General features: G+C 75.7%; 34 protein-coding genes. 14 read left to right on the plus strand and 20 right to left on the minus strand.

Annotated elements, in window-relative coordinates:
- The first annotated feature begins 111 nt into the window (after positions 1–111).
- Positions 112–1,233 (plus strand): glycosyltransferase, encoded by a 1,122-nt coding sequence (locus tag PGN05_RS22015; RefSeq protein WP_419754712.1) that lies wholly within the window; start codon positions 112–114, stop codon positions 1,231–1,233.
- 22 nt (positions 1,234–1,255) lie between these two features.
- Here the strand turns inward: PGN05_RS22015 and npdG are convergent, their stop codons facing one another.
- The 3 genes from npdG to PGN05_RS22030 all read right to left on the minus strand — a co-directional run bounded on the left by npdG (position 1,256) and on the right by PGN05_RS22030 (position 2,789).
- Entirely contained in the window at positions 1,256–1,951 is a 696-nt protein-coding gene (npdG, locus tag PGN05_RS22020) for an NADPH-dependent F420 reductase (RefSeq protein ID WP_419754713.1), read from the minus strand.
- A gap of 122 nt (positions 1,952–2,073) precedes the next feature.
- A complete protein-coding gene (locus PGN05_RS22025) occupies positions 2,074–2,256 on the minus strand; it encodes a hypothetical protein (protein ID WP_419754714.1) in 183 nt (60 codons plus the stop codon).
- A 62-nt stretch (positions 2,257–2,318) separates the two neighbouring features.
- Positions 2,319–2,789: a cupin domain-containing protein gene (locus PGN05_RS22030; RefSeq protein ID WP_419754715.1), complete on the minus strand. Its 471-nt coding sequence runs from the start codon at positions 2,787–2,789 to the stop codon at positions 2,319–2,321.
- A gap of 123 nt (positions 2,790–2,912) precedes the next feature.
- On the opposite strand from PGN05_RS22030, the gene PGN05_RS22035 reads away from it, so the two are divergent.
- Both PGN05_RS22035 and PGN05_RS22040 read left to right on the plus strand, forming a co-directional pair.
- Positions 2,913–4,058, plus strand: a complete 1,146-nt coding sequence (locus PGN05_RS22035; protein ID WP_419754716.1) for a diguanylate cyclase — start codon at positions 2,913–2,915, stop codon at positions 4,056–4,058.
- A gap of 90 nt (positions 4,059–4,148) precedes the next feature.
- The gene (locus PGN05_RS22040; RefSeq protein WP_419754717.1) at positions 4,149–5,459 is read left to right on the plus strand and encodes a M24 family metallopeptidase; all 1,311 of its coding nucleotides are present in this window, start codon (positions 4,149–4,151) and stop codon (positions 5,457–5,459) included.
- A gap of 3 nt (positions 5,460–5,462) precedes the next feature.
- On the opposite strand, the gene PGN05_RS22045 is transcribed toward PGN05_RS22040, so the two are convergent.
- Genes PGN05_RS22045 through PGN05_RS22065 form a run of 5 tightly spaced genes read right to left on the minus strand, consistent with a single transcriptional unit; the run spans position 5,463 to position 7,429 of the window.
- On the minus strand, positions 5,463–5,891 hold the full coding sequence (locus PGN05_RS22045) for a ChaB family protein (protein WP_419754718.1): 429 nt from the start codon (positions 5,889–5,891) through the stop codon (positions 5,463–5,465).
- Positions 5,892–5,943: 52 nt separating this feature from the next.
- The gene (locus tag PGN05_RS22050) at positions 5,944–6,363 is read right to left on the minus strand and encodes an alpha/beta fold hydrolase (protein ID WP_419754719.1); all 420 of its coding nucleotides are present in this window, start codon (positions 6,361–6,363) and stop codon (positions 5,944–5,946) included.
- A 4-nt stretch (positions 6,364–6,367) separates the two neighbouring features.
- Positions 6,368–6,760: an acyl-CoA thioesterase gene (locus PGN05_RS22055; RefSeq protein WP_419754746.1), complete on the minus strand. Its 393-nt coding sequence runs from the start codon at positions 6,758–6,760 to the stop codon at positions 6,368–6,370.
- Positions 6,757–6,987, minus strand: coding sequence for a hypothetical protein (locus PGN05_RS22060; RefSeq protein WP_419754720.1), 231 nt, complete (start codon positions 6,985–6,987; stop codon positions 6,757–6,759). Before PGN05_RS22060 ends, PGN05_RS22055 begins: the two co-directional genes overlap by 4 nt.
- Positions 6,988–6,997: 10 nt before the next feature.
- Positions 6,998–7,429, minus strand: coding sequence for a MarR family winged helix-turn-helix transcriptional regulator (locus PGN05_RS22065; RefSeq protein ID WP_419754721.1), 432 nt, complete (start codon positions 7,427–7,429; stop codon positions 6,998–7,000).
- A 108-nt stretch (positions 7,430–7,537) separates the two neighbouring features.
- Here PGN05_RS22065 and PGN05_RS22070 point away from each other — a divergent pair, with 108 nt between their 5' ends.
- Positions 7,538–8,554 carry a methyltransferase gene (locus PGN05_RS22070; RefSeq protein WP_419754722.1) on the plus strand — a complete coding sequence of 339 codons (1,017 nt, stop codon included), beginning with the start codon at positions 7,538–7,540 and terminating at the stop codon, positions 8,552–8,554.
- On the plus strand, positions 8,551–9,579 hold the full coding sequence (locus tag PGN05_RS22075; RefSeq protein WP_419754723.1) for an ABC transporter substrate-binding protein: 1,029 nt from the start codon (positions 8,551–8,553) through the stop codon (positions 9,577–9,579). The genes PGN05_RS22070 and PGN05_RS22075 overlap by 4 nt, the downstream gene beginning before the upstream one ends.
- A 20-nt stretch (positions 9,580–9,599) precedes the next feature.
- Here PGN05_RS22075 and PGN05_RS22080 read toward each other — a convergent pair whose 3' ends face one another.
- Positions 9,600–9,857, minus strand: a complete 258-nt coding sequence (locus PGN05_RS22080; RefSeq protein ID WP_419754724.1) for a DUF2795 domain-containing protein — start codon at positions 9,855–9,857, stop codon at positions 9,600–9,602.
- 26 nt (positions 9,858–9,883) lie between these two features.
- Entirely contained in the window at positions 9,884–11,017 is a 1,134-nt protein-coding gene (locus tag PGN05_RS22085; RefSeq protein WP_419754725.1) for a Vms1/Ankzf1 family peptidyl-tRNA hydrolase, read from the minus strand.
- Positions 11,018–11,169: 152 nt separating this feature from the next.
- Between PGN05_RS22085 and PGN05_RS22090 the strand changes: the two genes are divergently transcribed.
- Entirely contained in the window at positions 11,170–11,514 is a 345-nt protein-coding gene (locus tag PGN05_RS22090) for a hypothetical protein (protein WP_419754726.1), read from the plus strand.
- A 74-nt stretch (positions 11,515–11,588) separates the two neighbouring features.
- On the opposite strand, the gene PGN05_RS22095 is transcribed toward PGN05_RS22090, so the two are convergent.
- The 9 genes from PGN05_RS22095 to PGN05_RS22135 form a co-directional block, all read right to left on the minus strand.
- The gene (locus PGN05_RS22095; RefSeq protein ID WP_419754727.1) at positions 11,589–12,473 is read right to left on the minus strand and encodes a type II secretion system F family protein; all 885 of its coding nucleotides are present in this window, start codon (positions 12,471–12,473) and stop codon (positions 11,589–11,591) included.
- Positions 12,473–13,414, minus strand: a complete 942-nt coding sequence (locus PGN05_RS22100; protein ID WP_419754728.1) for a type II secretion system F family protein — start codon at positions 13,412–13,414, stop codon at positions 12,473–12,475. The genes PGN05_RS22095 and PGN05_RS22100 overlap by 1 nt, the downstream gene beginning before the upstream one ends.
- Positions 13,414–14,832 carry a CpaF family protein gene (locus PGN05_RS22105; protein ID WP_419754729.1) on the minus strand — a complete coding sequence of 473 codons (1,419 nt, stop codon included), beginning with the start codon at positions 14,830–14,832 and terminating at the stop codon, positions 13,414–13,416. Before PGN05_RS22105 ends, PGN05_RS22100 begins: the two co-directional genes overlap by 1 nt.
- The gene (locus PGN05_RS22110; RefSeq protein WP_419754730.1) at positions 14,829–16,019 is read right to left on the minus strand and encodes an AAA family ATPase; all 1,191 of its coding nucleotides are present in this window, start codon (positions 16,017–16,019) and stop codon (positions 14,829–14,831) included. The genes PGN05_RS22105 and PGN05_RS22110 overlap by 4 nt, the downstream gene beginning before the upstream one ends.
- Positions 16,016–16,798, minus strand: coding sequence for a Flp pilus assembly protein CpaB (cpaB, locus tag PGN05_RS22115; RefSeq protein ID WP_419754731.1), 783 nt, complete (start codon positions 16,796–16,798; stop codon positions 16,016–16,018). The genes PGN05_RS22110 and cpaB overlap by 4 nt, the downstream gene beginning before the upstream one ends.
- 9 nt (positions 16,799–16,807) lie before the next feature.
- Positions 16,808–17,767 (minus strand): pilus assembly protein TadG-related protein, encoded by a 960-nt coding sequence (locus PGN05_RS22120; protein ID WP_419754732.1) that lies wholly within the window; start codon positions 17,765–17,767, stop codon positions 16,808–16,810.
- Entirely contained in the window at positions 17,755–18,150 is a 396-nt protein-coding gene (locus PGN05_RS22125; protein WP_419754733.1) for a TadE/TadG family type IV pilus assembly protein, read from the minus strand. Before PGN05_RS22125 ends, PGN05_RS22120 begins: the two co-directional genes overlap by 13 nt.
- A 105-nt stretch (positions 18,151–18,255) precedes the next feature.
- Positions 18,256–18,465, minus strand: coding sequence for a Flp family type IVb pilin (locus tag PGN05_RS22130; RefSeq protein WP_419754734.1), 210 nt, complete (start codon positions 18,463–18,465; stop codon positions 18,256–18,258).
- A 200-nt stretch (positions 18,466–18,665) separates the two neighbouring features.
- A complete protein-coding gene (locus tag PGN05_RS22135) occupies positions 18,666–19,337 on the minus strand; it encodes a prepilin peptidase (RefSeq protein ID WP_419754735.1) in 672 nt (223 codons plus the stop codon).
- 169 nt (positions 19,338–19,506) lie between these two features.
- On the opposite strand from PGN05_RS22135, the gene PGN05_RS22140 reads away from it, so the two are divergent.
- From PGN05_RS22140 to PGN05_RS22170, 7 genes are all read left to right on the plus strand, one after another.
- The gene (locus PGN05_RS22140) at positions 19,507–20,568 is read left to right on the plus strand and encodes a sigma-70 family RNA polymerase sigma factor (protein ID WP_419754736.1); all 1,062 of its coding nucleotides are present in this window, start codon (positions 19,507–19,509) and stop codon (positions 20,566–20,568) included.
- Entirely contained in the window at positions 20,565–21,476 is a 912-nt protein-coding gene (locus PGN05_RS22145) for an STAS domain-containing protein (protein WP_419754737.1), read from the plus strand. Before PGN05_RS22140 ends, PGN05_RS22145 begins: the two co-directional genes overlap by 4 nt.
- On the plus strand, positions 21,473–21,862 hold the full coding sequence (locus PGN05_RS22150; RefSeq protein ID WP_419754738.1) for an STAS domain-containing protein: 390 nt from the start codon (positions 21,473–21,475) through the stop codon (positions 21,860–21,862). The genes PGN05_RS22145 and PGN05_RS22150 overlap by 4 nt, the downstream gene beginning before the upstream one ends.
- Complete coding sequence (locus PGN05_RS22155) at positions 21,859–22,134, plus strand: phosphatase RsbU N-terminal domain-containing protein (RefSeq protein ID WP_419754739.1); 276 nt, start codon at positions 21,859–21,861, stop codon at positions 22,132–22,134. The genes PGN05_RS22150 and PGN05_RS22155 overlap by 4 nt, the downstream gene beginning before the upstream one ends.
- Before the next feature lie 74 nt (positions 22,135–22,208).
- On the plus strand, positions 22,209–22,499 hold the full coding sequence (locus tag PGN05_RS22160; protein ID WP_419754740.1) for a hypothetical protein: 291 nt from the start codon (positions 22,209–22,211) through the stop codon (positions 22,497–22,499).
- Positions 22,496–22,639 carry a hypothetical protein gene (locus PGN05_RS22165; protein WP_419754741.1) on the plus strand — a complete coding sequence of 48 codons (144 nt, stop codon included), beginning with the start codon at positions 22,496–22,498 and terminating at the stop codon, positions 22,637–22,639. The genes PGN05_RS22160 and PGN05_RS22165 overlap by 4 nt, the downstream gene beginning before the upstream one ends.
- A gap of 36 nt (positions 22,640–22,675) precedes the next feature.
- Positions 22,676–22,954 (plus strand): hypothetical protein, encoded by a 279-nt coding sequence (locus tag PGN05_RS22170; RefSeq protein WP_419754742.1) that lies wholly within the window; start codon positions 22,676–22,678, stop codon positions 22,952–22,954.
- 7 nt (positions 22,955–22,961) lie between these two features.
- Here PGN05_RS22170 and PGN05_RS22175 read toward each other — a convergent pair whose 3' ends face one another.
- The gene (locus tag PGN05_RS22175) at positions 22,962–23,474 is read right to left on the minus strand and encodes a DinB family protein (protein ID WP_419754743.1); all 513 of its coding nucleotides are present in this window, start codon (positions 23,472–23,474) and stop codon (positions 22,962–22,964) included.
- A 332-nt stretch (positions 23,475–23,806) separates the two neighbouring features.
- Between PGN05_RS22175 and PGN05_RS22180 the strand changes: the two genes are divergently transcribed.
- Positions 23,807–24,442 (plus strand): PRC-barrel domain-containing protein (locus PGN05_RS22180; RefSeq protein WP_419754744.1); only part of this gene is annotated, 636 nt, incomplete at its 3' end.

Genomic DNA, 24,442 nt, shown 5'->3' on the forward strand with positions numbered 1-24,442 from the left:
TCCTCGTGCGTCGCCGGTGCTGCAGGACCGGCGACGCACGAGGAACCCCGGCGATGCGGCCCGGGCCGGGCGGGGCTTGTGCCGGCCCACGGCGGCGGCCAGCCTGGAGCGGTGCGGGTGCTGGTGGTCGCCTCACCGCTGACCGGGCACGTGCTGCCGGTGGTGCCCCTCGCGCAGGCGCTGCACGAGGCGGGGCACGAGGTCGTCGTGGCCACGGCCGGGGACGCGCTCGCCGCCGTGCCCCCGTCGCTGGCGACGGCCGACGTCGCACCCGGCCTCCGCACGCTCCCGCTCTTCCTCCGGCTCGCCGCCCGGCACCCGCTGCTGGCCCGGGGCGCGGCCGCCGGCACGAGCGACGTCCGGATGGTCGGGCTGATGTTCGGCACCGTCGGGCTGCGGATGGCCGACGGGGTGGCCGCCCTCGCCGACCGCCTCGGCCCGGACCTCGTGGTGGTCGAACCCCTCGCCCCGGCCGGCGCCGAGGCCGCCGCGCGGCTCGGGGTCCCGCTGGTGCTCGTCGAGGGCAACCTGTTCCCGGCCGACGAGCTCCTCGCCGCCACCGCCCGGACCTACGTCCCCGCCCGGGGCACCGGCTCCTTGCCCGACCCGGCGGAGGTGCTCGGCACGACGCCGCCCAGCCTGGTCGGGCGGCGCTCGGGGCGGCCGATGCGCTTCGTGCCGGCCACCCCGGACCGCCCGTACGACCCGGCCCTGGCCCGCCCCGGCGACCGGCCGCGGGTGCTGGTCAGCCGCAGCACCGTCGCCGATCCCCGCCCCGACCGTCTGATGACCACCGCCGCCACGGCCGCCGCGGCGGCCACCCGGCTCGACGTCGTCCTCGTGCGGCCGGACCGCCGGGTCGCCCGCCGGAAGCTGCCGCCGAACGTGCGGACGACGGACTGGCTGCCGTTCCCCACGGTGCTGCCGGCCGCGGCCGGCATCGTGCACCACGGCGGCGCCGGCACCCTGTTGACCGCCCTGGCCGCCGGGGTCCCGCAGGTCGCCGTCCGCGGAGCCGGTGACCGCCGGGTCAACGCCGAACTGGTCGCCGAGCGGGGCGCCGGCCTCGCCGCGGACCTCGGCGAGCTCACCGGGCCGGTGCTGGAGCGGCTGGTGGCCGACCCGTCGCTGAGCGCGGCGGCGCGGGAGGTGGCGGCCGAGATCGCCGCGATGCCGTGCCCGGCCGAGCTGGTGCCCCATCTGGTGGAGCTGGCCGGCGCCCGGCACGGCTGAGGCCGTGCGACCCTCGGCCGGGTCAGACGTCGGTGATGCGGATGCCGGCGTGCGCCTTGTACCGGCGGTTGACCGACACGAGGTTGATGGTCAGCGCCTCCACCTGGCGGGCGTTGCGCAGCCGGCCGGCGTAGACGCCCCGCATGCCGGGCAGCCGGCCGGCCAGCGCCTGCACCGTGTCGGTCGCCTCGCGGACGTCACCGACGACCATCACGTCGCCGTCCAGCGTCGGGCGGGAGAGGTCCTCGAGGAGGACCGCCGACAGGTGGTGGAAGGCGCCGACCACGTGCGAGTCGGGCAGCAGCGCGGCGGCCTGCTGGGCCACCGACCCCTCGGGGACGTCGAGCACGTAGGCACCCAGCTCGTCGAAGGCCATGGGGACGACGCAGTCGACCACGACCTTGCCCGCCAGCGGGGTGGCCAGTTCGGCCAGCGTGTCGGCGTGCCCGGCGAAGGGGACGGCGACGATGACCAGGTCGGCCGCGCCGGCGACGTCCACGTTCGACCCGCCCTGCACCGACACCTCCGCGTGCCCGGCGGCCGCGGTCGCCCGGGCGGCCACCTCGGCGGCGACGTCGGCGCAGCGCTCCGCGTCCCGGGAGCCGAGGAGCACCCGCTGCCCCGCGGCGGCCAGCCGGACGGCGAGGCCGCGCCCCTGGGGGCCGGTGCCACCGAGCACCCCGACGACCAGGTCCTCCACCGAGCGCCCGTCAGTCACCTGTCCACCTCCCGTGCGCCGGACCACCCGGCGTCCCGGCGCCGATCATGCCCTGGTGACCGACGGGAACAGCCACCCTGCCGGGGCCAGCGCCGAGCGGGCGGGGAGTTGATGGCCCTCCTTCAGTCCCCCTGCCAGTCCCGGTCCTCGGCGGTCAGCTTCTCCTCGCGGTCGGCGACCGACTGGAGGGCGTGCTCGGCCTCCTCGCGGGTCGCGTACGGGCCGAGGCGGTGCCGCTCGGCGCACCCGTCCCGGTCCTCGACGGTGTGGTGCTTGAGGCAGTAGAACCACGGTCCCTGCGCCATGTGCGCCCTCCTCGCTCCGGGGGGATCCCGACCCCCACCCTGCCACCGCCCGCGTCCACCGGTCAGGGATCGACCATCACCTGGTCGTGGCGTGCGTAGAAGGCGGTCATCTCCTCCGGCGTGGGCTGCCGGCCGGTGCGCCGCAGCTCGGCCATCTCGGCGAAGAACTCCTCGCGGGCGATGCCGGGGGTGAAGAGGATGAGGAAGGACGCCGGCTCGTCGCCGTCGTTGCGGAAGCCGTGCACGCCGCGCTCGTGGGCGAGGGCGAAGTCGCCGGGGTCGGCGGGCTGCCACCTCCCGTCGGCGAACAGGGTGAGCCGCCCCGACAGCACGTAGAACGACTCGGAGAACGTCTGGTGGTAGTGCGGCGCGGCGCCGGGGCTGTGCGGGTCGAGCCGGTACTCGACCAGGCCGAACCGGCCGCCGGTGACCGCGCCGGGCGCGACCATGCGCAGCGCGGCCGCCCCCGCCGTCGTGAGCGGGTTGTCGGCCAGGGCCCGGACGTCGACCAGGCCGGGCTCGGGGTGCGACATGGCGGCCACCCTGGCACCGCCGGGGGACGTGCGTCCATGCGCACCGCCCCGGCGAGACGCGCCCGTCTCGCCGCGCGGCCGCAGGGCTACCGACGAGAGTCCTCGGTGGTGCATGCTTCTTCCGTGACCGGGTGGCGACGCAAGGACACCGACACACTGACGCGGCGGGACGACGCCGTCGTCAGCCGGGGTGCCGAGCGCCGCATCGCGACGCTGACCCTGGCCGCACTCACGTTCCTCGCCGGCCTCATCGGCATGGCGAACCTCTTCATCGACGGCACCCTCCACCAGGGGGCCACCCGCATCGGCTACACCGCCGCGATGGTCGCCTGCCTGGGAGCCGCGGTGGGGATGGCCGTCCGGCAGCGGGTCAGCCGCTGGGAGACCTTCGGGCTGGTCCTGCTGGGCGAGGTCGTCTACGTGATCGTCGTCCTCAGCATCTCCGAACCGGTGCAGGCGACCCCGCTGATGCTGCTGTTCCCGTCCTTCGTCGCCGCCTGGTTCCTGCGCACCTGGATGCTGGGCGCCACCATGGTCGCCACGGTGGTGGCCTGCACCCTCGCCCTGGCCCACACCTACGACGGCGCGCTGCTGGTCGGCCTGCAGGTCGCGATCAGCGCCGGCGTGCTCAACCTGGCCTCCCTCGGCGTCTTCGTCCTCCGGCGCCGGGTGCAGCGGCTCCTGGAGGCCAGCGAGGCACTGTCGCACCAGGACCCGCTCACCGGGCTGTCCAACCGGCGCCACCTGGTCGAGCAGGCACCGCGGGTGTGGCGCCACGCCCGCCGCGACGGTTCACGGGTCGCCGCGATGGTGCTCGACCTCGACCACTTCAAGCAGCTCAACGACGCCCACGGGCACGCCGCCGGGGACGCCGTCCTGCGCGCGGTGGCGACGTCCCTGGCGGCCACCGTCCGCCCCACCGACGTGCTGGCCCGCGTCGGCGGCGAGGAGCTCATCGTCCTGGGCGTGGTGAGCGACTCCGTCGAGGCCGGCCGGCTGGCCGAGCGGCTGCGCTCGGCGGTGTCGGCCAGCCGCACCGACACCGGCCACGCGGTGACCGCCTCCATCGGCATCGCCCTGGCCCGCCCGGTGGACGGCGAGGACGCCGGTTCGGCCATGTGGCGGCTGATCGACCAGGCCGACGGCGCCATGTACGAGGCCAAGCAGGCCGGGCGGGACCGGGTGGCGGCCGCCCTGCCCCGCCAGCGCAGCGTGCGGCTGCACGACAACCGCCCCCACGAGGGGGCCGCGGCTCCGCACCGGGCCTGAGAGAGGACCCGCCGCCCCCGCCCGCGGCGGGACCCGGCGGAGGGGCCGGCTCGACCGGTGGGGACGCCGGTTCTCTGGTTCCCTGTCCCCGTGTCCCTCGTCGCGCCGGACCCGACCCGCACGGTGCCGTTGCCGTTGCGCGAGCAGGCCGACGTCCGCGACCGGTGGCTCACCCAGCGGCTGCTCGACCTGCTGCCCGGCCTCATGGACCGCGCCGGCATCGACCTGTGGATCGTGGTCGGCCGCGAGTACAACGAGGACCCCGTGCTCGCCACCCTCTTGCCGGCGACCTGGCTGTCGGCCCGGCGGCGCACGATCCTGGTGCTGCACCGCAGCGACGACGGCGTCACGGCGGCCGCGGTCTCGCGGTACCCGGTCGGGCAGTTCCTGCCCGCCTGGTCCCCCGAGGACGGCGGCGACCTGCCGGCCGACGAGTCGCAGTGGGCCGAGGTGCGGCGGTTCGTCGAGCAGGCCGGCCCGCGGTGCATCGGGATCGACGTGTCGGCCGACTTCGCCCTGGCCGACGGCCTCTCGCACACCGAGCACCGTCAGCTCACCGAGGCGCTCGGGCCGTGGGCGGAGCGCCTGGTGCCGGCCGAGGAGCTGGCCGTCGGCTGGCTGGAGGCCCGGCTGCCCGAGGAGATCGCCGCGCTGCACGGGCTGAACCTGATGGTGCGCGAGGTGGTCGAGGAGGCGTTCTCCCCCGCCGTCCTGACCGCCGGCGAGACCACCGCGGCCGACGTCTCCTGGTGGATCCGGCAGCGCCTGGCCGACCTCGGGGTCGAACCGTGGTTCCACCCGGTCGTCGACGTGCAGCGCGCGGGGGTGGCCCCGGTCGAGGAGCGCGGCGCGCTGCTGCCCGCCGTCCCGTACGACTGCCCCGTGCTGCCCGGCGACCTGGTGCACTGCGACGTCGGGGCGTCGAGCCTGGGCCTGAAGACCGACAGCCAGCGCAACGCGTACGTGCTGCGCGCCGGGGAGGACGACGCACCGGCCGGGCTGCGCACCGCGCTGGCCCTCGGCCACCGCCTCCAGGACCTCACCACGGCGGAGCTGCGGATCGGCCGCACGGGCAACGAGGTCCTGGCCGCCGTCCGGGGTGCCGCGGCGGCCGAGGGCATCGACGGCGACGTGTACTCCCACCCCGTCGGCTTCCACGGCCACGGCGCCGGCCCGGCGATCGGCCGCTGGGACGACCAGCGGGGCGTGCCCGGCGCGGGCGAGCGCGTCCTGCACGCGGACACCGTCTACGCGCTGGAGCTGTGCGTGCGGATGCCGGTGCCCGAGTGGGGCGGTCAACCGGTGCGGATGGCGCTCGAGGAGGGCATCGCCCTCACCGACGACGGCGTCCGGTACCTCGGCGACCGGCAGACGGAGCTGCTGCTCATCCCCGGCTGCTGACCGTCACTTCGCGCGCGCCTTGCGCGTCTTCCTGTCGTTCGCCTTCTGGATGGCGCTGACCAGCTGCTTCTTCTTCATCGACGACCGGCCGGAGACGTCGAGCTTCTTGGCCAGCTTGAGCAGGTGGCCCTTGGAGGCGTTGGCGTCGACGCCGCCCCTGGTCGGCCGGTCGGTGTCGCGACCGCCGGCCGCCCGCGCGTCCGAGGGCCCCTTCTTGCCGCCCTCCTTGCGCGCCCAGCGGTCGCCGACCTTCTCGAAGCTGTGCTTGACCGCCGACCAGGCGGTCTGGTTGGCCCGCTGCTCGTCGTCGTAGGAGTCCATCGCCGAGTCGTAGGCCTTGGCGAAGGTGCGCTGCGCCTTCTTCGGCGACCGCTGCAGGGTGCTGGGCAGCTCGCTCTGCTTCGCCGTTCCGCTCTTCGTCGTCTTGGGCATGACCCTCCCCTACCCGCCCGGCGCGCCGCTCCCACCTGCGGCGATCACCCGTTCAGGTGGTCAGGAACGGGACCAGCGCCGCGACCGGCGCGGACGGTGCCGGGGTCGGCGATCGCGCGCCGGAAGTCCGCGTGGTCCTCCGGGCCCGGTCGTGCCCGACGACGGCGAACCGCTCGTGGCCGAGGCCCGTCATCAGCGCGACGACGTCGCGGGCCATCGCCCGCTTCGCCGCCTGTCCGTGGCCGGGCGACGGCGGGGGCGCGGTCGACCGGCCGTAGCCGCGCAGGTCCGGGCAGACGACGGTGTGCCCGGCGGCGGCCAGCAGCGGGGCGACCCGGTGCCAGGTGGTGTGCGTCCGCGGGTGGCCGTGCAGCAGCACGACCGGCGGACCGGCGCCGCCCGTGCGCACCCGCAGCCGGACGCCGTCCGCCCCGTCCGCGGTGGTCTCGCGGAAGCCGCCGAAGAACGCCACCGGCTCAGGTCCCGGCGGCGGCGACGACGAAGGACGACCAGTGCGCGCGCTCGCCGTCGTCCCACGCCCGGCTGCGGTCGGTCGCGAAGTCGAACGCCACCATGACGACGTCCGCGCGCAGCGCCACCTCGTCGTCCTGCAACAGCTCCTGGCGCAGCGTGGCCGACTTCGTGCCCAGGCGGGTGACCCAGGAGCGCACGCACACCCGCTCCCCCACCCGGTAGTACAGCTGCCGCAGGTAGTCGACCTCGAGCCGGGCCAGGATGACGCCGCGTTCCCCCGCGGCCATCGCCAGCCGGGCGTCCTCGACCAGGCCGAGCGCGCGGGCGTGGTTGACGTGGCCGAGGGAGTCCGGGTCCGACCAGCGCAGCTGGACCCGGTGCTCGTGGACGCTCAGGGCAGGTCCGCGGTCTCGGCCGACTGCCGGTGGCCGCCCTGCGCGTCATCGGGGTCGGTGTTGACCGTCCGCTCCTCGGACTCGGCGAGGATCACCTCCGCGGCCACCTCCTCCATGCCGCTGCCCTGCAGCTCCTCCTCCTCCGGCAGCAGTTGGGCGCGCGTGCGCACGTTGTCCTCGGTGACGTTGGCCAGCGCCTCCGGGCTGGGTTCCTTGTTCGTGGTCATGTCTGCCTCCCTACCCGGGCGGCGTCCCGCCAGACGCGAGCAGCCGGTCGAGCAGCGCGGCCAGCGTCCCGCGCTCGCCGGCGGAGAGCGCGGTCATGACCGGCGACTCGTCGGCCAGCCGCCGCAGCACGTGCCGGACGGCGTCCTGCCCGGCGGGGGTCACGACCACCTCGCGCACCCGGCGGTCGGCGCGCGAGGTGCGGCGCTCCACGAACCCACGACCCTCGAGGGTCCGGAGCAGGACGGCGACCCGCGGCGGGTCGCACTCCAGCAGCTCCGCCAGGCGCCGAGGGGCCACCGGGAGCGCGAGCAGTCGCAGCGCCCGGGCCTCCTGGAAGGTCAGCCCGACGTCGGCCGCGGCGGCGGTGAACAGCGCCCGCAGGCGGCCGCCCACGACCAGCAGCCGCTCGCCGATGGTCCGCTCGTCCGGCCACACGTCCACCGGCGGTCTGTTAGGTTCGCCTGACCTTAGTTGTGACTGCACAACCTCTCCTCTACCTGGAGTCGCCAGCATGTCCCGCACCGACGCCACTCCGACAGCCGCCCCGCGGTGACCGAGCCCGCCCAGCAGCTGGCCCGGCTCGGCGACCTGCTGACCCCGTACGCCGTGCGCACCGCCGCGACCCTGCGCCTGGCCGACCACGTGGCCGCCGGGCACGAGCGGGTCGACGAGCTGGCCGCCGCGGCCGGGGCCGATCCGCGGGCGCTGCGCGCGCTGCTGCGGCAGCTCGCCGTCGCCGGCGTGGTGGCCCTCGACCCGGACGGCCGGATCGCGCTGACACCGGTCGGCGAGCTCCTCCGCTCCGACGTGCCGGGGAGCTGGCGGGCGCACCTGGCCCTGGACGGCGCCCCGGGGCTGATGCAGCGGGCGTGGGCGGCGCTCCCGGACGCCGTCCGCACGGGACGGGCGGGCTTCCCCGACGTCGCCGGGGGCGGATTCTGGGAGGTCGTCGGCGGCGATCCGGAGCTGACCGCCTCCTTCGCGGCCCACCTGGGCGACTGGGCCGCCCAGTGGGTGCCGGTGGTCGCCGGCCTGCTCCCCCTGGAGGACGCGCGGCTGGTCGTCGACGTGGGCGGCGGCTCCGGCGTCCTCCTCGGGGCGCTGCTGGACCGGCACGCGCACCTGCGGGGGGTGCTCGTCGACCTGCCCGCGGCGACGGAGCAGGCGGCCCGGCACCTGGCCGGCTGCGGCGTGGCCGACCGGGTCGACCTGCGCCCCGGCAGCTTCTTCGACCCGCTGCCCGGCGGCGGGGACGTCTACCTGCTCGCCCAGGTCCTGCACGACTGGCCCGACCCGGAGGCCAATGCGCTGCTGGCCCGGGTCGCGGAGGCGGCCGGCCCCGGGGCGCGGGTGGTCGTGGTCGAGCGGCTGGCCGATGCCGGAGCCGGGCACCCGGCCATGGACCTGCTGATGCTGAACCTGTTCGGCAGCCGCGAGCGGACCCACGAGGAGTACTCCGCGCTCGCCCGCGCGGCCGGCCTGCACCCGGTGTCCGCCGTGCCGACCGACGTCGGCCTGCACCTGCTCACCTTCGCCGTCCCCACCGCACCCGAGGGAGCCCCGTGACCCGCCGACCCCCCGCCCGCCTGCTCGCCGCGACCGGGCTCGTCCTCGCCCTGGCGCTGACCGCCTGCGGCGGCGACGGCGGCTCCGCGCCGGCCGACGCCGGCTCCCCGGCCGCCGCCGAGGACGCCTTCCCCGTGAGCCTGGAGTCCGACTTCGGCACCACGGAGGTGGCCGAGCGACCCGAGCGGGTGGTGGTGCTCGGCCTGACCGACGCCGACGCCGTCCTCGCCCTCGGCGTCATGCCGGTCGCGCTCCAGCAGTGGCTGCCCCAGTACTCCGAGTTCGGCGTCGGCCCCTGGGCGGAGGACCTCGTGGCCGACGCCGTGCGGACGGGCGAGACGCAGGTGCTGCCCAACACCGGGGTCGTCGCCTACGACCCCGAGCAGATCGCCACGCTGGCCCCCGACCTGATCGTGGCCGTCTCGGCCAACATCGACCAGGCGACCTTCGACCAGCTGTCCGAGCTGGCGCCCGTGGTGGCCCGGCCCCCGGGGACGGTGAACTTCGGCGTCCCGCTCGAGGACAGCACGATGGCCATCGGCCGCGCGCTCGGGCTCGAGGACGAGGCCGCCGCCCTGGTCGAGGAGACCGAGGCGCTCTACGCCGCCGCCGCCGAGGAGCACCCCGAGTTCGCCGGCCGCACCGCGACGGTGGCCCGGCCCACCGACACTGGCTATGCCGCCTGGCTGTCGGCCGACGGCCGGCAGCAGATCATGGCCCGGCTCGGCTTCGCGATGCCGCCGGGCCTGACCGCGCTCGACGACGGCGCCTTCTCGGCGGAGGTGAGCCGCGAGCGCCTCGACGTCCTCGAGGCCGACGTCCTGGTGGTCATCGAGCCGCAGGGCTTCGAGGACGCCGTCGCGAACGACCCGGTCCTGCAGGCCCTGGAGGTGGTCCGGACCGGTCGCGTCGTCACCCTCGACGCCGACGACGTCGGCGGCGCCATGGCCTACAACACGGTGGTCTCGGCCCGGACGGTCGTCGACGAGCTCGTGCCGCAGCTGTCCGGGGCCCTGGCCGGCTGACCCCGGACAGCTGCGTCGGGTCAGAAGCGCTGCTGCTCGGTCCCGATGCCGAGGGCGGCGGCGACCTCCTGCACGTTGGCGAACTCCTGCCCGGCCGGCAGCCGGCGCAGGTCGGCCAGCACCCGGTCGGGGGCGTTGCCCTCCTGCGCCTTGGCCACGAGGGTGTCGCGGTCGGCCGGCCACACCTCCTTGCCGAGCGCCTCGGCGATCGCGGAGCGGCGTTCGAGGCCGCCCTCGGAGGTACCGGGGGACGTGGCGGGCGCGTGCGGGTCGGTCACGGGAGCTCCTGGGTCGGTTCCGGCGGTCACTGGGGCGACGGCGTCGAGTCGTCGGTGTAGCGAAGGATCGCCGCCACGGGGATGTCGCCCGGCATGGCCGACCGCGGGACCACGGCGACCCCGGCGCTGCTGGCCACGGCAGCGGCCACCAGCGCCCGGTCGGCGGGCACCGAGTGCACCTCCTGGCTGCCCAGGGCGTCCATGTCGGCCTGGTCGACGCCGAGCTCGAGCGGGCTGCCCCCGACGAGCAGCTCCTCCTCGTCCGGCTGGTCGGCGAGCACGAGCGTCTCGACCTGGCCCTTGCGCAGCGCCTCCACGACGGAGGCGGTGCCGGTGACGGCCAGCCCGTGCGCACCGGCGGAGGAGATTTTCTCCACCGCGTCGGCCTCGGCGTGTGCGTCGTGCTCGGCGACCAGCTCGGCGGCCCGCTGCTCGACGGGCTCGCGGTCGGCACCGGCGGCCCGGCCGCCCTCGTCCATCGAGACGATGAGGTCCTTCCACAGGTCGCTGGCGCGGTCGAGGAGGATCTGCCGGGCCCGCATGTCCCCCGCCATGAGGACGAAGCGGGGCGAGAGCCGGCGCGCCATCGACGTGATGTGCGAGGCGACCTCGTCGGCGTTGTGGACCCACTTGTTCTCGGCGTTGTGCTGGTAGCGGTGATGCGCCCAGCCGCCGCCCTGGACCTTGCGGATCTGGAAGCTGTCGCCCTCGACCTGCTTCTCCTCGCCCTCCTGGCCGGGCATCCCCACGTAGGTGATGTCCGCGCCGACGCGGTCGGTCAGGACCACGATGTGCGGCACCCGGCCGGGCAGCTGGCGCAGGACCGGCATGAGGTCCGGGTACGGCGAGTACTCGGCGACCTCGAGGCGGGGCGCGTCCAGCAGCGGCTGGTCGAGGACCACCGAGCCGTCGGCGGCGACGACGAGCGCCCGGCCCCGGAGCGTGGCGACGTCCCCGCCGGCGTTGGCCTCGAGCAGCCGGCCGCGGACCGCCTCGACGACCGCTTCCGGCGCACCCTGCTCGGTGAGCCGCTCGGCGACGGCGCGGACCCGCAGCTCCACCTCCGTGTCGGCGGTCTCGGTGACGTGCGTGACGTCGGCGCAGACGGTGGCGTAGGGCCCGGAGGCGCTGAAGACCGGCTCCAGGAAGGACACGTCCATGGGGTGGAACCCACTCCTCGTTCGGTGGCGGATCGTTCGGTGGCGGAGACCAACAGGGGGGCCCTGGTCCGGCACTCCCGCCTCCGCCGCCTACCCACCGGCCGTGGCCTCACACCCGGTTGGATCGACCCGGCCCGGGTAGGCGGTGCTGCATGACCGAGCACGACCAACTGCCGCTGCCCGACTACGACCACCTGCCGGTCCACGGCCTCGCCTCGCGGATCCGCACCCTGGACGCCGCCGGGCTGGAGACGCTGCTCGAGTACGAGCGGGCGCACGCCAACCGGCTCCAGGTGGTCACGATCATGGAGAACCGGCTCCGCTCGCTGCACGAGGGCGCACAGCCCTCCGGGGGCGACCCGGCCGCGCCGGCCGCCGACGACCCGATCGCTGCCGCCGCCGGCTCCCGGGTCTCCGAGGCGACCTCCGGCCCGGCGGTGAACGCGCCGTCGCACGGCGACCCGACCAACCCGGCCCAGCCCCGCTCGACCGGCTGAGGTCCGGCTGAGGTATAGGAAGCTCTACCCACGTCAGCGGGCCGAGGACGTGGGTAGAGCTTCCTATACCGCGCTCAGCCCTGGAAGGCGTCCACGATGTCCATGGCCGCGGGGCCGAGCAGCACGATGAACAGCGTCGGCAGGATGCAGAGGATCAGCGGGAAGATCACCTTGACCGGGATCTGCATCGCCTTCTCCTCGGCGCGCTGCCGCCGCTTGAGCCGCATCTCGGCGGCCTGGGTGCGCAGCACGTCGGCGATCGACACCCCGTAGGCGTCGGCCTGGACGACCGCGCGGACGAACCGCTGCAGGTCGGGCACCGCGGACCGTTCCGCCAGCGCGAGGTAGGCGTCCCGGCGCGGCTGGCCGACGGCGATGTCCTGCAGCGTCCGCACCAGCTCCTCGGCCAGCGGCCCCCGCCCGTTGCGCCCGGCCCGCGCCATCGCCGACTCGAAGCCGAGGCCGGCCTCCACGGCGATGGTCATCTGGTCCAGGGTGTCGGCCAGCTCCAGCCCGATGGCCTGCTGCCGCTCCTGGCCGCGGCTGTACAGCAGCAGCTCCGGGACGACGTACGCGACGCCGGTGACCACGACCGCCACGAGCACGGTCAGCGGGCCGGGGCGGGCCACGACCACCAGCAGGCCGAGGGCACCGGCCACCGCGGCCAGCACCAGCTTGGCCGCGACCAGCCGCGGCACAGGCCAGTCGACGGGGCGGCCGGCGGCCCCGGCGAGCCGGTTGAGCCGGGCGACCGTGCCGGCCGGGGTCAGCGCGCCGGACAGCGCGGGCAGCAGCCGGCGACGCGGGCGGGCGGCGGCCGGCCCGGCGGGGTCCAGGCCCCGGCCGAGGTTGGCGCGGGTCCGCGCGACGGCGTCGTCCGGGCGGGCCAGCAGCGCCCAGCCCAGCAGCGGGACGGCGAGGGCGACGGCCGCGGCGGCGAGCACCGGGGTCGGCGTCATCAGAAGGTGATCCGGACGGTCTTGCGCAGCCACAGGGCGCCGACCAGCAGCAGGACCGCGACGACGCCGAGCATGACGTAGCCGGCCAGGCTCTCGGTGAAGCCGGACAGGTAGTCGGGGTTGGCCACCGAGAGGAACCCGATGACGCCGAACGGCAGGGCCATGAGGACGATCGCCGAGAGCTTCCCCTCCGCCGACAGGACCTTGACCTGGCGGCGGATGGCGTTGCGCTCGCGGATCGTGTGCCCGACCGTGTCGAGCACCTCGGCCAGGTTGCCGCCGACCTCGCGGTGGATGGCGATGGCCTGGGCGATCCAGCGGAAGTCGTCGCTGTCCATCCGCTCGGCCACCTCGTCGAGGGCGTCGCCGAGGTCGCGGCCGACGCGGGTCTCGTTGACGATGCGGGCGAACTCCTCCGACGTGGGCGCGGCCGCCTCGGTGGCGACCGAGTCGACCGCCCGCAGCAGGCTGTGCCCGGCACGCAGGCTGCTGGCCATGAGCTGGAGGGCGTCGTCCAGCTGCTCGCCGAAGGCCGCCTGCCGGCGGCTGCTCCGGACGCTCACCAGCAGCCGGGCGCCCAGCGGCGCGACCGGCGCCAGCAGCAGGGCGGCGACCGGCCCGCCGAGGACGAGGCCGAGCGCGCCGAGGACCAGGGTGCCCAGGCCGACGAGGAGGACGACGTCGGGCAGGGCCATCGACATCCCGGCGCGCTCCAGCGCCGCGGCGCCGGAGGCGACGGCCCCGCGCTTGACCAGGGCCCGCTCGACGGCGGCGCCGGCGGCGGCCGAGGCGCCGGCCAGCGCGGACGCCGGGGGCGCGACCGCCGGGTCCAGCCGGGACAGCGGCACCCGCCGCGGGCCCGCGGGCAGGACGACCAGCGCGACGAGCAGCAGCGCGCCCGTGACCGCGACCAGGCCCGCGAGCAGCAGGAGCGGCGACATCAGGCCCACCCCCGCCGGGCCGGCTCGGCGACCCCGAACACCCGCGGGGACAGGGCGATGCCCAGCTCGGCGAAGCGGTCGGTGAACCGCGGCCGGACGCCGGTCGGCACCGGCGCGCCCAGGAAGCGGCCCGAGGCGTCGACACCGGCGGAGTAGTCGAAGAGGAAGGCGTCCTGGAGGGTCACCGTCTCCCCCTCCATGCCCTGCACCTCGGTGACGTGGGTGACCCGGCGGGTGCCGTCCCGCAGCCGGGTCAGCTGGACGACGACGTCCACCGCCGAGGCGATCTGCTCGCGGATGGCCCGCAGCGGCAGGTCCATGCCGGCCATGAGGACCAGCGTCTCCAGCCGGGCGATCGCGTCGCGCGGGGAGTTGGCGTGCACCGTCGACAGCGAGCCGTCGTGGCCGGTGTTCATCGCCTGGAGCATGTCCAGCGACTCCCCGCCGCGGCACTCCCCGACCACGATCCGGTCCGGCCGCATCCGCAGCGAGTTGCGGACCAGGTCGCGGATGGTGATCGCGCCCTTGCCCTCGATGTTGGGCGGCCGGGACTCCAGCCGGACGACGTGCTCCTGCTGCAGCTGCAGCTCGACGGCGTCCTCGATGGTGACGATCCGCTCGTCCTCGGGGATGAACGAGGACAGCACGTTGAGCAGCGTCGTCTTCCCGGTGCCGGTGCCGCCGGACACGATGATGTTCAGCCGGGCCTCGACGCAGGCGTGCAGCAGCTCGGCCATCTCCGGCGACAGGGTGCCGAAGCCGATGAGGTCCTCGACGCCGAACGGGTCGACGGCGAACTTCCGGATGGTCAGCGTCGACCCGCTGAAGGCCAGCGGCGGGATGATCGCGTTGACCCGGGAGCCGTCGGCCAGCCGGGCGTCGACCAGCGGCGAGGACTCGTCGATCCGCCGTCCCACCCGGGAGACGATCCGGTCGATGACCCGGCGCAGGTGCTCCTCGGAGGTGAACCGCGAGCCCGTGCGGACCAGCTTGCCGCCCTGCTCGACGTAGACGCTGTCCGGCCCGTTGCACATGATCTCGGTGACCGTCGGGTCGTCGAGCAGCCGCTGCAGCGGCCCGAAGCCGAGCACGTCGTCGGCCAGCTCGGCGGTGAGCCGCTGCCGCTCCTCGGTGCTCAGCGGGATGCGCTCGTCCTCGACCACCTGGTCGAGCTCGTCGAGCACGAGGGTCCGCAGCCGGTCCTCGGACAGCGACGGGTCGTTCATCCGGTTGCCCATGCGCTCGAACAGCGCCTTGGCGACCCGGTCCTTGAGCCGGGTGAGCGCGTCGGTCGGCGGCGGGCCGGCGGGGGCCGCCGCCCGGGGCGCCGGCACGGGAGCCGGCGGTGCGGACTCGGCCGGGATCTCCGGTGCCGCATACCGGGCCTGCGCGGCGGCGAGACGGGAGGAGAGGTTCACGACGCCGCCCGGTGCCGGGCGCGGTAGCGGCCGGCCTTCATCAGCGGGGTGGCGGCGAACCGGGCGACGAGCCGGCGCAGCTCCTTGGCGGCGGGGTCCTTGCGGCCGCTGGCGAGGATGGGCACCCCCTGGTTGGTCGACGGCGGCACCGCGGCCGAGCGCGGGATGACCACGTCCACCCCCGTGCCGATGGCGGTCTCGACGTCGCGCACCGAGAGCCCGCCCCGGGGGTCGGCGAGGTTCATGACCACGTGCCGGCCGGCCGGGATCATGCACAGCTCGCGCAGCACGTCGAGCTCCTTGCGCAGCCCGCGGACGCCGGGGACGTCCATGCTGCTGAGCATCACGACGTCGGTCGCCCGGTCGAGGGCGGCGAGGGTCTGCTCGGACAGCCCGGGCGCGGTGTCGACGACGACGTAGCGGAACTCCCGGGCCAGCGCGGTGAGCAGCCGGGTGACGTCGGCGGCCGTGACGGTGTCGCCGGCGGCCGGTGACTCCGCCCCGCAGACGGCGTACAGCCCGCTGGGGTGCTGGGTGAGGAAGGTCTTGAGGACCATGGTGTCCTCGCTGGCCGGGCCGTGGACGGCGTCGGGCAGCGCGTACTCGGGGACCAGCCCGAGCGCGGAGGCGACGTCCCCGAACTGCACGTCGAGGTCCACCAGCACGGTCGACTGCGGCGCGGCGGCGGTGAGGCCGAGCGCCAGGTTCGACGCGACCGTGGTCTTGCCGACCCCGCCCTTCGGCGAGGCGATGGTGATGACCCGCCCGGTGTAGCGGGCGGTCTCCGTCACCGGGCGCAGCACCCGGCGGCGCCCGGCCGCGGCGGAGCCGGCGCGCTCCACGGCGGCGCGGATCTCGCCGGCGTCCGCCCCCGGCGCGAGCAGGTCGCGGATGCCGGCGCGCATGGCCGCCTGCAGCACCTCCGCCGACGGCTCGGCCAGCAGGACCACGCTGATGCCGGGGCACTGGACGTCGAGCCGCTGGGCCAGCGTGAGCACCTCGTGCGGCGGCGCGAGCGGGCCGATGAGCAGGACGTCGGGCAGCTCGCCGTCGAGCAGCTGCTCGAACAGCCGCGCCGGGTCGCCGGGCAGCCGGCCGGGCGGCAGCACCTGGACGTCGCCGTCGACGGCGGCCTGCACCCGCTCGGTGAGCTCGGCGTCCGCCGCCGCCAGCACCACGCGACTCACTTGCTGCCCCCGTAGACGGTGCCCAGGCCGGCGAGCAGGTCGCCGTAGACGTTGCCCTGGTGGACGATCTTGGTGTCCCCGGTGTCGGCGCCCTCGGGCTCCAGGCCCAGCCACACCGAGCCGTGCTCCATGCCGAAGACCACGAGCTCGGCCTGGCGCGACGGAACGGCCACGGTGACCATCAGGCTGCCGTCGGGCGCGCCCGCGGCGACCGTCTCGGTCCCGTCCTCGGTCGCCGCCGCCGGGGCGCCCTGCACCTGGGTGACCAGGGCCCCGTGGATGGTCGCGTGGGTGACGCCGATCCGCTTCCCGGCCTCGTTCTCGAGGTCCATGGAGATGTAGACGCCGATCTCGTCCCCGGCCGCGAGCCGGCCACCGACGGCGCGCTGCGGCTCCAGCAGGATGCTCACCTCCGACGCCCCGGCGGGGGGCGGCACGGTCCCGGGGACGGCGAGGTCCTCGGGGACGGCGAACCGGGCGGCCAGCAGCTGCTCGCCGGGCTGCAGGTCGACGGTGGCCACCTGGCCGGCCAGCGTGGCCAGGTCGGTGACCACCCCCTCGGCCGCGGCCTTGGCGGGCAGCTGCTCGGTGCGCACCAGTTCGGCGAGGTCGTCGCCCCGGGTGCCCTCGGGGACGAGCTGGTCGACGACCAGCACCTCGACGGTGCGCACGCCGGCCAGGGCGCGGGCGTCGGCGCCGCGCACGTAGGCCAGGAGGACCACGGTGCCGGCGACGGCGAGGACGAGCGCCGCGGCGGCGGCGAGGAGTCGGCGTCTCACGAGGGGCCCCTATCGGATCAGTCGGAGGACCCAGGCGCCGAGGGAGGGCGCGCCGGGGCCGTAGGAGAAGGCGTCGGAGGTGTCGACGAAGCGGGTGAAGTAGCCGCGGATGCAGCGCTCGCTGCCGCCGCACGGCCGGCCGGACTTGTACTGGCCGGCGAAGTAGTACTCGGTGATCGTGAAGGCCGCGTAGCCGTAGACGTGGTACCAGCCGTGGCTGCCCGTGCCGCCGTGGTCGTCGAAGATCGGCAGCAGCACGGTCCGGCCGACGAGCGCCTCGAGGTCGTCGGGGTCGCAGCCCTGGGACGGGTTGTTGCCCGTCTCGGAGGTGAACCGGCCGCCCACCGAGCTGGTGGCCCGGCAGGTGCTGCCGTTGCCATCGGTGACCAGCCAGCCGAAGCCGCCGGGCACGAACATGCGCGAGGGCCCGGTGCAGCCGGTGTCGCTCTTCTTGGGCAGCACGATCGTCCGCTCGACCGTCGTCGACGGGAGGCCGCCACCGGTCTGGGCGGCGAACTCGCACCACGAGAAGATCAGCGGCAGGGCCGCCGTCCCGGCGCTGGGTGCGCCCCAGGCGACGGTGGCGGTGGCCTCGACCTGCGTCGCGTCGTGGCCGAGGACGGGGGCGAACCAGTGCTCGGTCGGCGTGCTGCCGGTGACGGTGACGCTGGTGGGGTCGCTGCCGAGCACCGGCGGAGCCGCGGTGGCATCGCCGAGGTTGGCGTCCACCAGCGCCTGGGCGGTCGCCTGCATCGCGCCGCAGCTGCCGCGCGCGCAGTCGCGGGCGACGGCGAGCGCGGCCGCGTCGGCGGCCGTCTGGAGCCGGGCCTTCTCCGCGTAGAGCGCGCCGACGTCCACGGCGATGGCGGTGAACCCGAGGACCGGCACGAGCAGCAGGGCGACGAGGACCGCGGCGGACCCGCGCTCCCCGGCCAGCCGCCGCCGGAGGCCCGTTCTCAGCCGTTGCACCGCATGACCCCCGTGCCGGTCAGGTCGACGGTCGCGCCGAAGAAGTCGGTGAGGAACGGCATCGGGTAGTCGATGGTCACGCGGACGTTGGTGCTGCCGGCGCCCGTGGTCGGGCACCGGGCCGGCGTGACGGCGATCTGGGCGTTCGAGATCGCCGGGTCGAGGGTGGGCGCGGCGTTCCGGACGGCGGTGCGGGCCGCGGCCGGGTCGTTCTGCAGCGCCATCACCCGGGCGCCCTCGCGGGCGGCCGCCGACAGCGTGCCCTGCACCTGGAAGGCGTGCCCGAACTCGGCGATACCGAGGAGCAGGACCAGCAGGAGGGGGACCACCATGGCGAACTCCACCGCCGTGGCCCCGCGTTCCCCGCGCATCCGGTCGCGCACCGTCCCCCACCTCCTCTCCGTGGATGTCTCGCCGCACGTCCGTGTGCGACGACGGCGCAGCGGCTCCGGGGGGAGGAGCCGCTGCGCCGTGCGGTGGCGGTCGGGTCAGTCGCCCGCGGTGTCGAGCGCGGCGCCGATCTCGCGGAACAGGCCGTCCAGCTGCTCGCCGAGCAGGACGACGGCGCCGATGATGAAGACGGCGATCAGGCCCACCATGAGGCCGTACTCGACGGCGGTGGCGCCCTTCTCCTCGCGCTGGAGGCGGTCCTTGGCGACGGCGACGAGGGTGACGAGGGTGGCGTAGGGGTTGAGCACGGGGGACTCCTGCAGGGAACGGTGCCGAGCCGTCCGGATCGGTCGACCCGGCCTCGCGGCAGTGAGGGACCCGTCGGGTCGTCCGCCCGCCGACTTGAGGGGCATTGAGCCGATCGACGGACACGCGCCCCTCTCCCGGGTGCACGGCCCGGCTCCCCGTCACGCGCAGTGACCGGGGTCCCGCGCCTGGAGCACGCCGATCAGGCCAGCAGGGCGCTCCACCCCACCGCGACCGCGGCGCCGGCCAGCATCGCCGGACCGAAGGGCAGCTCACCGCGCAGGCCGATCCGCCGGGCGGCCAGCAGGCCGAGGGCCACGACGGCCTGGACGACGAAGCCCGCGAGCGCTCCACCGACGAGCGGGGCCCAGCCCAGCCAGCCCAGGAACAGGCCGACGACGGCGGCCAGCTTCACGTCGCCCATCCCGAGCGCCCCGGGCGAGACCAGCGCCAGCACGAGGAAGACGGTGAACAGCGCGGCGGCTCCGAGGACGGCGCGCAGCAGGGCACCCCAAGTGCCCTCGAGCGCGGCGGGCAGCGCCAGCAGGGCGACGCCGGCGAGCAGCGCCGGCAGCACGACCCGGTTCGGCAGCAGGCGGGCCCGCAGGTCGACGACGGCCAGGAGCGTCCCGGCCCCGGCCAGCAGCAGGAAGGCCGGCAGCTCCCAGGAGGCCCCGAAGCAGAGGGCGACGAGGCCGAACAGCAGCGCCGTGGCGAGCTCCAGCGCCGGGGGCCGGACGGCGGCCGCACCGGGGGCGACCAGGTCGCGCGCCCGCGCGCCGGCCGGCCAGGGCGCACGCCCGGCGGCCCGGTTGACCCCCACCCCCACGGCCAGCCCGACGAGGGCGGCGGCGAGCGCGACCACCCCGGTCACCGGCCCTGCCTCCGCATGCCGGTCACGATGACACAGCGCAGCGGTTCCGCCGCGCAGCGCCACCTCACCGTGTCGGGTGGATCGTGCGCACCGAGCGGACCAGCCAGTTCACCGCGCCGGGACGGGTCGCCCGGGCGTAGCGTCCACCCCCGTGGCGGCGGTGGAGCCGGTGGACACACCTGCGGAGGGGCCCGGGACTGCGGACATCGCAGCCCTGATCCCGCTGGTGCGCCGGATCGTGGGCGCCCGTGTCCCCGACGCCACGACCGCCGACGACCTGGTGCAGGAGACCCTGGCCCGGGTGCTCGCCGCGGCCGGCCGGGTCGAGCCGGGGATGCTCGAGCCGTACGCGATCGTGACCGCGCGCAACGTCGTCACGTCCATGTGGCGTGACCAGGACCGGCAGCGCCGCCACCAGCACCGCGTCGTCGACCTGCGGCCCCCCGCCGCGCCGGACGAGGACGTGCTCGCGCAGGAGGACCGGGCGGCCGTCGCCGAGGCGCTCACCCGGCTGTCCGACCGGGAGCGCGCCACGCTGCTGGCCCACGAGGTCGCCGGGCAGGACACCCGCTCCCTGGCCGCGGAGCTCGGCTCGACGGCCGGCGCGGTGGCCGCGCAGCTCAACCGCACCCGCGCCCGGCTGCGCGTGGAGTACCTGCTCGCCTCCGAGCACGTCGAGCCGCCGACCGAGCGCTGCCGCCCGGTGCTGTTCGCCATCTCCGGCGGCGACCGGCGCCGCCAGCGCGAGGTCGACGCCGCCCGCCACCTGCTCGAGTGCGACCTGTGCGCCCGGCTCTCCGAGCCGCTCATGGGGCGCGGCCGCCCGCGGGACGGCGAGGTGCGGGTGCCCGTGCGCGCCGACTCCGACATCGTCGCCGCCCGGCAGGCCGCTCGGGAGCTGGCCACCCGGCTCGGCTTCAGCCCCACCGACATCACGCTGATCGCCACGGCGGTCTCCGAGGTGACCCGCAACATCGTGCGGTTCGCCGACTCCGGCGAGGTGGTCGTCGACTCGCTCGTGGACCCGCGGCCGGGCATCCGCATCGTGGCGCGCGACGCCGGGCCGGGGATCGACGACGTCGAGCGGGCGATGCGGGACGGTTTCAGCACCTACCGGGGGCTGGGCCTCGGGCTGCCCGGGGCGCGGCGGCTGATGGACGAGTTCGCTGTCGTCTCCGAGGCCGGCCGCGGGACGACGGTGACGATGACGAAGTGGCGAGGAGAGCCGTGACCAGGAACGAGAACGCGGGCGCGACCGTGACCGAGGCCCACCCGCACCCGACGGCGCGCACCGACGAGGACGTCCTCCTCCCCCAGCTCGTCGCCCACCTGCGGGAGCACCGGACCCGGCTGCGGCAGGAGTGGGCCGCCCGCATCCAGGAGGCGCACCTGCTCCAGGCGATGACCTCCAAGGAGATGGCCGCCGAGACCACGCTGGTCTACGACAACTACGTCGAGGTGCTCGAGACCGGCAGCGTGGAGGCGCTGCAGCACTACGCCCGCGACCTGTCCGAGCGGATCATCCCGCGCGGCGTGGAGACCCACGAGGTCGTCGGGATCGTGCTGCTGCTGCGCGACGTCCTGGCCCGGTCGCTGTTCGAGAAGTACCAGGGTGACCTGCCTCTGCTCAACCGGGTGCTCGACGCCTACGAGCCGGCCGCCAACCGGATCGCCAACACCGTCGCCGTCTCCTTCGTCGACGAGCGCGAGCGGGTCATCCGGCAGCAGCAGGACGCCATACGGGAGCTGTCGACGCCGGTGCTGCCGGTCCGCGAGCGGCTGCTGATCCTGCCGATCATCGGGGTCCTGGACCAGGAACGCGCGCGCCAGCTGACCGTCCAGCTGCTCAGCGGCATCCGCACCCACCGGGCCAAGGTCGTCGTCGTCGACATCACCGGCGTGCCCGACGTCGACGAGTCCGTCGCCAACAACCTGGTCCGCACGGTCGACGCGTCACGTCTCATGGGCGCGAGCGTCATCATCACGGGGCTCTCACCCGAGATCGCCCAGACGCTCGTGACCATCGGGGTCGACCTGTCGAAGATGAACACCATCGGCGACCTGCAGGGCGGGCTGGAGCAGGCCGAGCGGCTCCTCGGGTACTCGGTGACCCGCAGTGGGGAATCGGGCGGACCGTGACGCCCAGCCCGCGGCTGTTCTCCATCCTGCGGCAGGGTCCGTACCTGATCGCCTCGGTGCACACCGCGCTCGACGACTCGCAGCTGGTGCGCTTCCAGCAGGACCTCGTGGAGCGGATCGGTGCCGACCGCGCCGGGGGCGTCGTCATCGACGTGGCGGCCCTCGACGTCCTCGACTCCTTCGGCACCCGCACTCTCCGGGACATCGCGGAGATGGCCCGGCTGCGGGGAGCGGTCACCGTCGTGGTCGGCATCCAGCCCGACGTCGCCTTCGCGATGGTCGAGCTCGGCATGGACACGGGCACGGTCATCACCGCCCTCGACCTCGAGGAGGGGCTGGAGGAGCTCGACGCCCGGCTCGACGCTCCCCGGGTACCGGGGCCGTGACCTCCGGCGAGGGCCTGCTGCGCGACTACCGGGCGGCCTTCCTGCGGTACCTGTCGCGGCAGGAGGAGTCGGCGCTGACCGCCGGCTACCAGCTCGGCCGCGGCGCCCTCGCCGGGCAGCGCAGCCTGCTGGAGGTGGTGCAGGTGCACCACGACGTCCTCGTCGAGGTGCTGCGGGACACCCCGGCCGACGAGGTGGCGCAGGTCGCACAGGCGGCGTCGGCGTTCCTGCTCGAGGTGCTGTCCAGCTACGACATGGCCCGCCGCCGCTGAGCCCGCGTCATCCCCCGGCGGCGGCGGCGTCTTCCTCTCCGACAGCTCATCCGACCGTCGTGGAGGTGGTGGACGTGACCGAGCTCGCCTCGCCAGGCGCGAGAAGCGCACCACCGGCCCGGTCGCGGCGGCGGTTCGACGACGACCGGCTGGAGATCGTCGAGCTGCTGCGCCGGGCCGCCGTCTACGCCGAGACCGCCGCGGTGCTCGACCGGCGGGCCGGCCGGTGCACCAGTCCGGCCCTGGCCGGTGTGCTCCGGGAGCGCGCCGCCGCGCACCGGCGTCGCGCCGACGGGGTCCGCGCCGACCTCGCCGCGCACGGGGTCACCCTCACCTTCCGGCGTCCGCCGCGGGACCCGTCGTGATCCTGACCGCGCTGGTCCTCCTCGCCTGGGTGCTGGTGACCGCGGCCACCGTCGGCTGGTACGCGCGCGCCTTCGACGCCGCCGACGAGCAGGCCACCCCGCCCCGGCTCCTGGACCAGGACCGCTCCGCCCACTGCTGACCGCCACCGGCGGCCGCGGTGCGGGACGCTTCGGGCATGAGCGAGACCGCGCAGGTCGCCCTGGCCGTCGTCTGCCTCGTGGTGTCGGCGCTCGCCGAGCTGGTCGCGCTCGCGCTGCTGCTCCGGGAGGGACGGCGGACCAGCGCGGCGCTGCGCCGCTGGCGGGACGGGGACGGCGCCGACGCGGGCGGCCGTCAGCTCGCCGACGTGCTGCTCGGCAACCAGGTCGACCGCGCGACCGCCGTCGTCCTGCTGCTCGTCGGCGTGGCCACCGGCGCGGTCGGGAGCCTGCTGACCTTGGCCGCCGCCTCCTGAGCCGCGGTCACCAGTACCCCGTCGCGCCGTCGAGCTGCTCGCGGAGGAGGTCGAGGTGGCCGACGTGCCGCGCGACCTCCTCGAGCACGTGCAGCAGGATCCAGCGCAGGGTGAGCCCGGTGGCGCCGTACTCCGCGTTGCGGCCGAGGTCGTCGAGCCCGGCCGCGGCGACGATCTCGTCGGAGACCGCGCACTGGCGGGCGTACTCGTCGAGCAGCTGGGCCAGCGGGGTGTCCCCGACCTCGAAGTCGGCCGCCTCGACCGGGCCGAACTGCGGGTTGGCGCCGGCGGGACGGTCGAGGAAGAGCACCTCGAACCAGCAGTGCTCCACCCAGCGCAGGTGGGAGACCAGGCCCGCCACGGTCATGGCCGGGGAGCCCGGCAGGAGGGCACGTCGGGCGTCCGGCTCCGACAGGCCCGCGCACTTGTACGGCACCAGCGCGCGCTGCAGGTCGAGCCACCCGAGCAGCTGGGTGCGCTCGTCGGCGATCCCCGGCGGGCGGCGGCGAGGTGGGGTCACCCCCGCGGACCGTAGTCGCGGCCCCTCCGGCCGGCACCCGGATCGCGCTGCCCCACCGTTCGTCCGCGGGCCGCCTGCCCCGGGGGGTGAGCAGGCGGCCCGCGTGGTTGAACCCTCCCCCGTCGGCGCCCGTCCGCCCACCCCCAGCGAGGGGATCGGGCCGCTCCCTCACAGAGGGGCTGGACGGACCGCCCACGGTCTGCGCAACGTCAGCGACACGCCCGGGCAGGGATGCGCAGGTTGTCCGCCCGTGCGCCGGGTACCGGGGATCTCTCGGCGGGGACCTCGAGGTCGCGAGTCGCGCGACGGCCCGCCCGTGCTCGGAGGCGTCCATGGCTCTCCCCGAACGGGACCAGGCAGCGGAGTGGGTCGGCCGGATCGTGGTCGACCGCGACGGCGAGGAGATCGGCGTGTGCACCGCCGTCCTGGCCGACGAGGCGAGCGGCCGGCCCGAGTGGCTGTACGCCGATCTGGAGGGGGCGTCCGCGATCGTCCCCGTGGTGGACGCCGCCGAGAGCGGCGACCGGGTGCAGGTGGTGGTCTCCCGCGCGGCCGTCGTCGCGGCGCCCTCGGCCGGCGGGGCCCGCCAGCTGTCGGTGGCCCAGGAGGCGGAGCTCTACCAGCACTACGGCATCCCGTCGTCGCGCTCGGAGTCGGAGACGCTGCTCCCGGCCGGCGAGGCCGTTGCGGGCGGGTCGAGTGCCCCGGCCCCGACGGACACCGAGGAGGCCGCCGCTCGGCGGCCGGAGTCCGCCGAGCACTCCCCCGCGCAGGGCGGCCGCCGGCTGGGCGCGGTCCTCGGCGCGCTCGCCGGCCTCGCCGCGCTGGTGGCCGTGGTCGTGGGGCTGCGCCGGCGCGGCGCCCGCTTGCGCCTGCGGCGTCCGGCGACACCGGTCGAGCAGGCTCGCGAGCGCGCCCGCGCGGCGTCGGCGGCCGCCGGGGAGGGCACCCGACGGCTGGCCGCGGCG

Origin of the sequence: Geodermatophilus sp. CPCC 206100, from assembly GCF_048569675.1 — a bacterium.
Classification (GTDB): domain Bacteria; phylum Actinomycetota; class Actinomycetes; order Mycobacteriales; family Geodermatophilaceae; genus Geodermatophilus.